The organism is Bifidobacterium scaligerum, from assembly GCF_002802865.1.
GTDB lineage: Bacteria > Actinomycetota > Actinomycetes > Actinomycetales > Bifidobacteriaceae > Bifidobacterium > Bifidobacterium scaligerum.
The window spans coordinates 720715-730927 of record NZ_PGLQ01000001.1; the positions used below are offsets into that span (position 1 = coordinate 720715).

General features: G+C 56.8%; 7 protein-coding genes, 1 tRNA gene and 1 pseudogene. 1 reads left to right on the plus strand and 8 read right to left on the minus strand.

Going from position 1 to position 10213, the window contains the following annotated elements; all coding sequences use genetic code 11:
* Nucleotides 1–2 precede the first annotated feature (2 nt).
* From alaS to CUU80_RS03190, 4 genes are all read right to left on the minus strand, one after another.
* Nucleotides 3–2684, minus strand: a complete 2682-nt coding sequence (gene alaS, locus CUU80_RS03175; protein ID WP_100495900.1) for an alanine--tRNA ligase — start codon at nucleotides 2682–2684, stop codon at nucleotides 3–5.
* 114 nt (nucleotides 2685–2798) lie between these two features.
* Nucleotides 2799–3035 (minus strand): hypothetical protein, encoded by a 237-nt coding sequence (locus tag CUU80_RS03180; RefSeq protein ID WP_100495901.1) that lies wholly within the window; start codon nucleotides 3033–3035, stop codon nucleotides 2799–2801.
* Complete coding sequence (locus tag CUU80_RS03185; RefSeq protein WP_100495902.1) at nucleotides 3035–3427, minus strand: DUF948 domain-containing protein; 393 nt, start codon at nucleotides 3425–3427, stop codon at nucleotides 3035–3037. The genes CUU80_RS03180 and CUU80_RS03185 overlap by 1 nt, the downstream gene beginning before the upstream one ends.
* A gap of 128 nt (nucleotides 3428–3555) precedes the next feature.
* The gene (locus tag CUU80_RS03190) at nucleotides 3556–4230 is read right to left on the minus strand and encodes a histidine phosphatase family protein (RefSeq protein ID WP_100495903.1); all 675 of its coding nucleotides are present in this window, start codon (nucleotides 4228–4230) and stop codon (nucleotides 3556–3558) included.
* Between the two features lie 158 nt (nucleotides 4231–4388).
* Here CUU80_RS03190 and CUU80_RS03195 point away from each other — a divergent pair, with 158 nt between their 5' ends.
* On the plus strand, nucleotides 4389–6317 hold the full coding sequence (locus CUU80_RS03195; RefSeq protein WP_243388608.1) for an acyltransferase family protein: 1929 nt from the start codon (nucleotides 4389–4391) through the stop codon (nucleotides 6315–6317).
* Between the two features lie 116 nt (nucleotides 6318–6433).
* Here CUU80_RS03195 and CUU80_RS03200 read toward each other — a convergent pair whose 3' ends face one another.
* The 4 genes and pseudogenes from CUU80_RS03200 to CUU80_RS03215 form a co-directional block, all read right to left on the minus strand.
* On the minus strand, nucleotides 6434–7108 hold the full coding sequence (locus CUU80_RS03200; RefSeq protein WP_439329965.1) for an LOG family protein: 675 nt from the start codon (nucleotides 7106–7108) through the stop codon (nucleotides 6434–6436).
* A gap of 303 nt (nucleotides 7109–7411) precedes the next feature.
* A pseudogene (locus CUU80_RS03205) lies at nucleotides 7412–8665 on the minus strand (Na+/H+ antiporter NhaA); the annotation flags it as partial.
* Between the two features lie 113 nt (nucleotides 8666–8778).
* Nucleotides 8779–9978: a MalY/PatB family protein gene (locus tag CUU80_RS03210; protein ID WP_100495907.1), complete on the minus strand. Its 1200-nt coding sequence runs from the start codon at nucleotides 9976–9978 to the stop codon at nucleotides 8779–8781.
* A 158-nt stretch (nucleotides 9979–10136) separates the two neighbouring features.
* Nucleotides 10137–10210: transfer RNA gene (locus tag CUU80_RS03215), tRNA-Arg, on the minus strand.
* Between the last annotated feature and the right edge of the window lie 3 nt (nucleotides 10211–10213).

Sequence of the window (10213 nt, forward strand, 5' to 3'; positions counted from 1 at the left end):
GGTCAGGCCTTCTGCGCCTCGTGCTTGAGCGCTTCGAGGGCTTCGTCAATCTTTGTGGCATCGGCACCACCGCCCTGGGCGAAGTCCGGCTTGCCGCCGCCACCGCCGCCGAGGATCTTGGAGGCTCCACGCACCAGATCGCCAGCCTTGATACCGGCCTTACGCGCAGCCTCATTGGTAGCTACGGCGACCATCGGCTTGTCATCGGCGGAAACACCGGCAAGAGCCACTACCGCCGGCGCATCCTCACCGAGCTGGCCGCGCACGTCCAGCACCGTCTTGCGCAGTGCATCGAACGAGCCGAAATGACCCACGTTCTTGACCGCAGCCTTGACCGGCGCATCGGAATCCTTGGCAGCAGCCACCAGTGCAGGAACAGCAGCCGCAAGCTGGCCCTCGTACATGGCAGCAAGACGACGATCGGCTTCCTTGAGCTTGGCCAGAAGGGTGTTCACTCGTTCCGCCAGCTCATCAGGGCGAGCATTGAGCTTGTCAGACAGCTGGGAGACCAGCGCATGCTCGCGGGCGTTGAAGTCGTAGGCACCCTGACCCACGACGGCATCCACACGACGCACGCCCTGGCCAATGGACGCCTCGGACAGGATGTTGACCATACCGATCTTGCCGACGTGATCCACATGGGTACCACCGCACAGCTCACGGCTCCAGCCGTCCTCACCGATGGACACCACACGCACGATGTCGCCATATTTCTCGCCGAACAGGTGCATGGCACCAAGGGCGATGGCGTCGTCGAACTTCATTTCCTTGGTAGTCACCGCCAGATTGTCGCGCAGCTTGTCGTTTACACGCTCTTCGACCGCGGAGATCACGGACTTGGCCGGGGCCTTGGACCACTGGAAGTCGAAACGAAGCCGGTTCGGGGCGTCTTCGGAGCCGCGCTGGGTGGCCTGCGGGCCGAGCTCCTCGCGCAGCGCCTTATGCACCATGTGGGTAGCGGTGTGAGAACGGGCGATGGCACCACGACGGTTCAGGTCGATGTTGGCGTTCACCTCGGCACCAACCACCAACGTACCTTCAGTCAGACGGCATTGGTGGACGATAAGGTCCTTGATCGGCTTCTGTACATCATCGACTTCGAGCACGGCACCGTCGTCGGAGAGGATTTCACCCTGATCGGCAAGCTGGCCGCCAGCCTCCGCGTAGAACGGGGTACGGTCAAGGATGACTTCGATGTTGGCCGGACCGGTGACTGCGGGTACGGAGCCCTTGCCCTCCTGCATGATGCCGATGACCTTGGCGCGAGCGGACATATCGGTGTAGCCGAGGAAGTCGATCGGCTTGGCCAGGGTCTTCTTGAAATCGTCGTAGACGGACAGATCCACGTTGTGACGCTTCTTGAGCGCGTCGGCGCGGGCGCGGGACTTCTGCTCGGCCATCAGTTCACGGAACTTGGCTTCATCCACCTTCACGCCCTGTTCAGCCGCCATTTCGAGGGTGAGCTCGATCGGGAAGCCATAGGTATCGTGCAGCTTGAACGCGTCTTCACCGGTCACGGTCGGCTCGGAGGAATCGCTCTTGGCCTTGTTGACGGCAACGTCAAGGATGGTGGTGCCGGTTTCCAGCGTACGGCGGAAGGCATCTTCCTCACCGTATGCGGATTCGGACACCTCATGGAAGGTGTCGTTGAGCTCCGGGTAGCTGGCTTCCATCGCAGCCTTGGAGGTCGGGAAGAGGGTCGGCAGCACCGGATCAGTGACACCGAGCATACGCATGGAACGCACGGTGCGGCGCAGCAGACGACGCAGCACGTAGCCACGGCCCACGTTGGAGGGACGTACGCCGTCGGACATGATCATCAGGGCGGAGCGCACGTGATCGGCCACAACGCGGAAACGCACGTCGGCGTCCGCGTCCTCGCCATACTTCAAACCGGACAGGCGCTCGGCGGCCTCGATGACCGGGAAGACCTCGTCAGTCTCGTAGATGTTGTTCTTGCCCTGCATCAGGTAGGCAAGACGCTCCAGACCAGCACCGGTATCGATGTTCTTGTTCTCAAGCTCACCGACGATATGCAGGTCGGTCTTGGACTTGACGTTGTCGACCTCGTAGTTCTCGAACACGAGATCCCAGATCTCGATGTAACGGTTCTCGTCAGCGATCGGGCCGCCTTCCTTACCGAATTCGGGACCGCGATCCACATAGATCTCAGAGCAGGGGCCGCCAGGGCCGGGGCCACCGGTGGTCCAGAAATTGTCCTCCATGCCCATCTTTTGAATGTGCTCGGGGTCGACGCCTTCGTTGATCCACAGGGAACGAGCTTCGTCATCATCGGTGAAGGTGGTCATCCACAACTTCTCGGGATCAAAGCCATAGCCGCCCTGATCCTGCGGAGTAGTGAGCAGCTCCCATGCGTAATGGATGGCCTCTTCCTTGAAGTAATCGCCGAAGGAGAAGTTGCCCAGCATCTGGAAGAAGGTGCCGTGGCGAGTGGTCTTGCCGACTTCGTCGATGTCAAGGGTACGCACGCACTTCTGGTTGGAGGCCATGCGATGCTTCGGCGGGGTCTGCTCGCCCATCAGGTAAGGAATGAACGGCACCATGCCTGCAATGGTGAACAGGGTGGTGGGATTCGGAGAGATCAGCGACGCCGAGGGCACAACAAGATGGTCGTGCTTGGCGAAGTAATCGAGATATCGCTTTGCGATTTCCGCAGTGCGCATGGCGGGATGTACTCCTTGTTGGTTTTAGGCACAATGGCCCGGTTTGATTTGGGGAAAGAATTGTTCGACTGGGGCGGGATCAACACCGAATCGTCGGCATCTTATGCCGATCGGCTATCTTGTCCGCTCGATGTATTGGCGGTTCAGCTCGTCCTCGCGGGCTCGACGTGTGGTGTTGAATTCGTTGATCAGGCCTTCTAATGTTCTGACCGCGACGTGTTCCTGATCGGGACCGAGCAGGAACTGGCGAGCCTTATCCGGCGTATTGGCCTTCACATAGGCCTGCGCCTTGGTGACGGCGACAATACCGACCGCCATTCCGAGCCCGACCCAGAAGATGCGTTTGAACATCACTGCTCCTTTACGCTGTCCGAAGCGGTTTTGGTGACACCTTCGGCGAGGAAGGACTGTGCGGTTGCTTTCAGCGCATATACACTGGAGGCAATCTTGATCACGGGCTTGCCAAGGAAGGAGCCATACAGGTCAGTCAAAGCTCCAACGTTATTGGCGGTAGTGGAAGCCGCGGCGGAAATCTTATTGACATCCTCAAGCGACTTGTTGACCTGTCGGACAGTGGTTACGCCTTCATCCAATGCCGGAATGGCATGTTCACCGGATTCCTTGACGGTCTGCGCAATCTGATCGAACATCTTGCCCAACCTGATCAGCGGATAGATCATGAATCCGGCCAGTACTGCAAACGCGATGGCCGCGATCAGGCCAGCGATCTCTCCGACTCCCATTGTTGCCTCCTTGAGGTCACATTTACTCGCTCAAGGGTAGCACTCCTCCCCTATTTCCTCGGCATATCACAGTCAAATCCCGTTATTGCAGTCGTTGCCTTGCATCAGCAAAGCCTCCAGCCGCCCTGTCATTGACCATATGACACGATGGTCAGCGCTTGCGCGAACGGCTTGTCGGTATCGAAATCGATACGAGTGACCGATCCATTGGCCGGACGCACGCTCAGATCAAGACCAGGACCACCGAACCGATGGCCGAGGCTCAGCAGGGTATTGCCGTGCGAGATCTGCAGCACATCGTCACCATCCTTGAGTATCGGATTGGCTGCGATCAAGGCAAACGCACCTTCCACGCGAGTCCAGTACTCCTCATCAGATTCCGCATCATGGAATGGATCAGCTTCCTTAAGAAAGTCGCGAGAAGCCGACAGACCGAATTTCTCCACGATTTCGTTGTAGGTCTTGGCTCCGTGAGGGGCGCCGGCGGCATACCAAGCCATGGCCATGTCAAGACCTTCGTAATAACCATAGAACTGCTCGCGAAAATGCATGTCAGCAATCAGCTCTGGGCGGGGATTGCCGGCGGACTCATTGATATCGAGAATCGTCTGTGCCGTTTGCTGCGCACGAGTGGTATCCGAGCAGTAGGCTGCCGCAAAACGAATCTTCTTGAGATGTTCTCCGGCTTTGACGGCATCGGCAATGCCGGATTCGGTCAGCGGTGAATTGGACCATCCCTGAAGACGGTTGTAGCGGTTGAAGTACGTCTGTCCGTGACGGACCAGATGAAGATGAAGCATCATGTTTTCTGATTATGCACCATTGCGCGGGTTTTGGCACATGGAATATGCCGCTTGGCAGATGTTTTTCGAGAGTATCTTACGGTGTTATGAGCGCATCAGTTGTTGGTCCAACATCGCGAACCGCATCAATTGCTTCCCCTGCCCGCACCGCACCAGCCGTGCGACGTCCAATCCATTGGCAAGGTATCGACGGCCTTCGCGCGCTGGCCATCCTTGGCGTCATCGCCTTCCACACGCGTCCCTCCCTGTTGCAAGGCGGCTTCATCGGGGTCACGTTGTTTTTCGTCATCACCGGTTTTCTGGCCACACGATCGGTGATGAACGCTGTAGATACAACAGGTACTTTTAACTATGGGCGGTATCTGCTCAGACGCATCACACGCATCTGGCCCGTATTGCTCTCGACCATCGCCATAGTGCCATGGTTGGCTTGGCTATTTGCGCCCAGCCTCCTGATCAAAATCGTCACGGACGCGCTACCCAGCGCGTTATTCGCCAGCAACTGGGTATACATCTTCCGTAAGGTCCCCTATTTTCAGGCTGCGGGACTGCCATCCCCTCTGACCCACCTCTGGTTCCTAAGCGTAACGATGCAGTTTTATGTAGTCTGGCCCCTCGCGATGTGGGCATTGGCCAGAATCACCCGATCTAAATGGATACGTTCGCTGGTTGTCGTAATCGTCATGCTGAGTTCAACCACCGCTATGTACCTATTGTTTGACCCGTCCAGCACCTCCCGCGTCTATTACGGTACCGATACCCGTTTGGCTGAGCTTGCGGCAGGCGGATTGCTGGCCATATGGATGGCTTCATCGAATACGACACAGCATCACGATGTCTCAGCAGGTTTCGGACGATCACGGATACCCGTCATTGTCCGAAACCTGGGTGGTGGCTTGGCGCTGGCAGCCATATTGGCGAGTTTCTGGTTGGCGAACGGATACGTCGCATACATGTATCAGGGCGGCTATCTGATCGCCGCCGTGGTATGTCTTGCTGCTTTGGCCTGCGCGACGGACGACCGCTCATTATGGCCGAAGATATTGGGATGCGCACCGCTGCGATATATCGGTTCGCGTTCGTTCTCGCTGTATGTCATACATTATCCGTTGCTGCAATTCATGAATCCCGCGACGCGTACCCAACCGTTGCCATGGTGGGGTTGGCTGGTGGAGGCGGCCATTATTCTTGTAGCGTCTGAACTCTTCTACCGGCTGGTTGAGGCCGTTCGCGCGCCAATGCTCTTGTCACGCAGCCGTCATGCCGTGGCTGTGCAGATACCACGGACCGGCTTACGACCAGGAGCATGGATGCTGTCAGCCGTTGCGGTAGTCACTGTGATCGTGCTGACTTGGGCTCCGGTCGATTGGCAGGGCATCGCTCAGTCTCGTGCCGTGCAGCTTCGTCCGGAGTTGGCGAACACCGCACGACCAGTCAAGCCTCGGCATCCCTCGCCGTCCACCGCGCCCGGAAACAATGCCCCATCATCATCCAGCACCGATGGCGACCAAAGCCATGCGCAACCGGCGGTTCCGTCCATTACACCTATAGCGGAAAAGGTGCCGAACAATTTGGATATCACCCGATATACATATGATCCCGCCACGGAAAGCTGCAGTGCCGATATGATGATGATCGGTGATTCAGTCACCTCTGGCACCTCGGACGCCATACAAGCGGCATTTCCGAACGCTTTCATCGACGGCCATCCCAATCGTCAACTGTCGCAGGCCACCGATGTCTTGCAGCAAGATGTCGCCAGCGGGCATACCGGCAGCGTAATGGTGTTTGGCCTGGGAACCAACGGAGTCATCGACAGCGAGGAGCAAGTACAACAACTCATCGATCAGACGGACGGCAAGCCGACATACTTCATCACCATCCGAATGCCTTATCCATGGCAGGAGAACAATAACAACACCATGCTGCGCAAGGCGGCCAGCAAGAATCCGAATGTGGGCATCATCGACTGGCACGCCTATAGCGAAGGACATCCCGAATTTCTTAATGACGATGGCATACATCCGACCATGACCGGTGCATATGCCTACGCCACGATGATTCGTCAAGCTGTATGCGGCCAATAATGAGACGACGTATGCGGCATGATTATCGTTACCGGACAGGTCTTATCCGGTAACGACGGTCTTCCATTCGGTGTTTTGCAAAGTCCAGTTTGTTGCGGAATGTTGCGGAATGAGCATCAGAGGCCCTTCGTGACCACCTCCACGGCCTCATCCGGGTCGTCCGTCGATATGAAAATATTGCTGTCGGCCGAGGCTATCATGCCCGCCCCGGCGACGGTACCCTCCAACCAGTCGAAAAGCCCTTGCCAGTAGGCTTTGTCGAACAATACGACCGGCATGTCGGCCACCTTGTGTGTCTGCACCAATGTCAATAATTCGAACATCTCGTCCAACGTGCCAAAACCTCCCGGACAGACGATCACGCCGGAAGAGTATTTGACGAACATTGTCTTTCTCACGAAGAAGTACCGGAAGCTCATCCCGAGGTTCACCCACTGGTTCAGCCCCTGCTCGTGTGGCAGCTCGATGCCCAATCCCACCGATTTGCCTCCTGCGAGCGCCGCTCCCCTATTGGCCGCTTCCATGACGCCCGGCCCGCCGCCGGTGATGACGGCGATGTTGCGCTTGGCGATCAGGCTTCCCATACGCCGTGCCGCTTTGTATATCGGATCGGTGCGTTCAGTCCGTGCCGATCCAAAGATGGAAACCGCAGGACCAAGTTCAGCGAGCGCGCCGAAGCCATCCACGAATTCGGATTGGATGCGCAATACCCGCCATGGGTCCATATGCAGCCAGTCGGTGTCTGCATCGGCCTTCAACAGATTGGCGGTGGTGTTATCGGTCGGAATCATCGGACCTCGCAATATCACCGGCCCACGGTGATAGGTGTCGCCCAGTGGCGAGGCGTCCTGTACGTTCTCGATCACCGTTTCGTTGAGATCCTCGACATCGGCCGACGCATCGGTCTGAGCCTTGTCCGTTACAGGCGCAGTCTGCTGTATTTTTTTGGTGTCCTGCTGCTTATCGTTGTTCTTTTTTGCTTTTTTCTGCTTCTTGGCCATTGTTGTCTCCTTGGACATCTGACTATTGGTGGTGTCGCATCGTAGCGATGTCATTGCGTATCACCGTGGTTCACCGGTACGGGTTGTCCTCGCGAATTCCTTGGATTGATGATTGAGCAGCACACCGGAGATGCACGCGGAGATCAAGGATCCGACCAGCACGCCGAATCTGGCTTCGGCGGATAACTCAGCATTCGAGTATGCCAAGGACGCGATGAGGAAGGATACGGTGAATCCGATGCCGCAGGCGCATGCGGTGGGAATCATATCGCGTACGGTGAGTCCTTTGGCCATTTTCAGTCCGCCGATATGTGTGGACACCCAAGCTGTGGCAATGATGCCCAACGGCTTGCCGATCACCAATGCCACGATCAAGGCGATAACCAGCGGCGACATCATCAGCGCAGGAGTGAGTTCGGCGAAATGCACTCCTGTCGCGAACAGCGCGAAAACCGGTAAGGCAAGCAGTGCGGAGAACGGTTGGAGCTTGGAAGCATACCGTTCGGCGCGCGGCGTGAGCTCACCATGTATCTCGCGCGCGGGCGTAGACAGACCTACCAGAACGCCGGCCAATGTGGGGTGTATACCGGCTTCGAACATCATCACCCACGCCAGAAGTCCCACAATGGCGACTGCCGGCCACGGCACTTTCTTCATCCGCACCAGATGCGCCCAGATCAGCGCACAGACCGCGATGCCGATGAACCAATACCATGCGTTGACCGAGGAGAAGAACACAGCGATCAGAATAATGGCCAGCAGATCATCCACGGTGGCGAGCGTCAGCAGAAAGGCGCGAATCGAACCGGGCAAGCCTTTGGCGAATAGAGCAAGCACCGCCAGAGAAAACGCGATATCCGTGGCGGTGGGAACAGCCCAACCGTGTGCGAGATCAGCAAAAGGAATGACACTGCCCGTAGTGGTAAGCACCACACTTCCTGCGTCTCCCGGCCCGTACGCGGAAAATAGGGCTGCAACGGCTATGAACAATATCGGAGGAGCCATCATGCCTCCCACCGCGCACAGCATGGGCACGGCGGCGGCCTTCGGGTTAGACAGGGATCCGGTGGTGAGTTCTTGCTTGAGTTCCAAACCGACGGTCAGGAAAAAGATGGTCAGTAATCCGTCTTGGGCCCAATGGCCGATCGGCAAGTTGATATTCGTATATGGAATACCGATATACGTTTCCGCTATGCTTTCGAACAGGTGGTAGGTCAACGGCAGATTCGCCGCTATCAGTCCGACAAACGCACAGCTCAGCATGATGAGTCCTGAGGCTCGGTCGGAGGCGGCAAGCCTGGTGATGGACGCCCATACGCCTCGTTGTGTACCGGTGACCTGTGCCATCGCCGCTCCTTCCGACTACTTGCTTTCCCCTAGGACTGCCTATCCATAGTACGTCAGCGACAGCGTATGGTTATGCCGGGGGCTGAGCGCTAGCTCCCCGGCGTGATTTCCGACTATTGTCTGCCGGCTAACGCGCTTTCCATGTTGTTCAGTACACGTTGCAGCAAAGCCGTAGGGCACGCGAGATTGATACGTTCGAAATAGTCGCCGGAATGCCCGAACAGCGAGCCTTCATCGAACCAGACACGGGCTTTGAGGCGCATGAAGTCCCGCAATGCATCAGGCGTTTCGAATCCGAGCCCACGGCAGTCCAGCCATGCCAGGTATGTACCTTCCGGCTCGATAAGGCGCACGCCATCCACACGAGCAGCGAAATCCCGTACACAGGAAAGATTGCGTTCAAGCACCGTCATCAGCTCGTTCAGCCAATCTTCGGCATCATTGTAAGCGGCTTGACATGCCACAAGTCCGAAATGACTGACAGTGAGACCGGCGATATTCTCTGCCGCCACGTCAAATCGACGCTTCAGCGATGGGTCGGGGATGATCACGTTCGAGCACAGCAGGCCCGCCAAGTTGAATGTCTTGGTGGGTGCAGTGAACTCGAACAGATGCGAATGATAGCGTTCTCCCAATGTGCCGAACATCGTAACCGGATGTCCCGGGTATGCGAAGTCGGCATGAATTTCATCGCACAACAGATACACGCCATGTTTCAGGCAAATATCACCAATACAGCGCAATTCCCGTTCACTCCACACACGGCCAACCGGATTGTGCGGATTGCACAGCATCATGGCCGTACAACGGGGATCAGCGGCTTTAGCTTCCAAATCATCAAAATCGATCGCATAACGGCCTGCCGCCTCATCCAGCACCAATTCATTGTCCAGAATAGTCAAACCATTGTGTTCGGCGGCAAACGTGAATGGGTAGTAAACCGGTCTTTGAATGATGACCTTGTCTCCCGGACGTGTAACCGCACGCAATGCGGTGTTCACGGCCGGCATAACGCCATCGGAAAGACTAATCCATGCCGGGTTCACATCGAAATTATGACGCCGACGCATCCAGCCGGTTACGGCTTCAAAATACTCGTCCGGCGCATAGTCATATCCGAATACATCATGTGTGGCAGCCTCCACCAACGCTGAAACAATTTCCGGTGCCGGCTTGAATTCCATATCTGCTACGGATAATGGAATCACGTCACGAGAATTCGGTCCCATCATCTCTTCGATCTCATGCCATTTGATCGAAGTGGATCCATGACGTTCAAGAATCGAGTCGAAATCGTATCGAGACTGTTGCATCTTTGCCACCTCCCCGTTTCCTTCCCTTCGGGCAATAATCGGCTGCCAAGGCAATCGAATTCGCCAGAATGGATTCCGAACCACGGCAATGCGCGGAATCGGCTTGTATTCGTGAATTGGAAAAGCCTCGAAAGCATTTCGCTTCCGAGGCTTTATCGTGCGCGAGACAGGATTCGAACCTGCGACCTGCTGATCCGTAGTCAGCTGCTCTAATCCGCTGGGCTACTCGCGCATA

Bases quoted from the DNA above. Each gene is read 5' to 3' on its own strand.
- alaS (WP_100495900.1), bottom strand. From the start codon at position 2,684: ATGCGCACTGCGGAAATCGCAAAGCGATATCTCGATTACTTCGCCAAG.
- CUU80_RS03210 (WP_100495907.1), bottom strand. From the start codon at position 9,978: ATGCAACAGTCTCGATACGATTTCGACTCGATTCTTGAACGTCATGGA.
- CUU80_RS03200 (WP_439329965.1), bottom strand. From the start codon at position 7,108: ATGATTCCGACCGATAACACCACCGCCAATCTGTTGAAGGCCGATGCA.
- CUU80_RS03180 (WP_100495901.1), bottom strand. From the start codon at position 3,035: ATGTTCAAACGCATCTTCTGGGTCGGGCTCGGAATGGCGGTCGGTATT.
- CUU80_RS03190 (WP_100495903.1), bottom strand. From the start codon at position 4,230: ATGATGCTTCATCTTCATCTGGTCCGTCACGGACAGACGTACTTCAAC.
- CUU80_RS03185 (WP_100495902.1), bottom strand. From the start codon at position 3,427: ATGGGAGTCGGAGAGATCGCTGGCCTGATCGCGGCCATCGCGTTTGCA.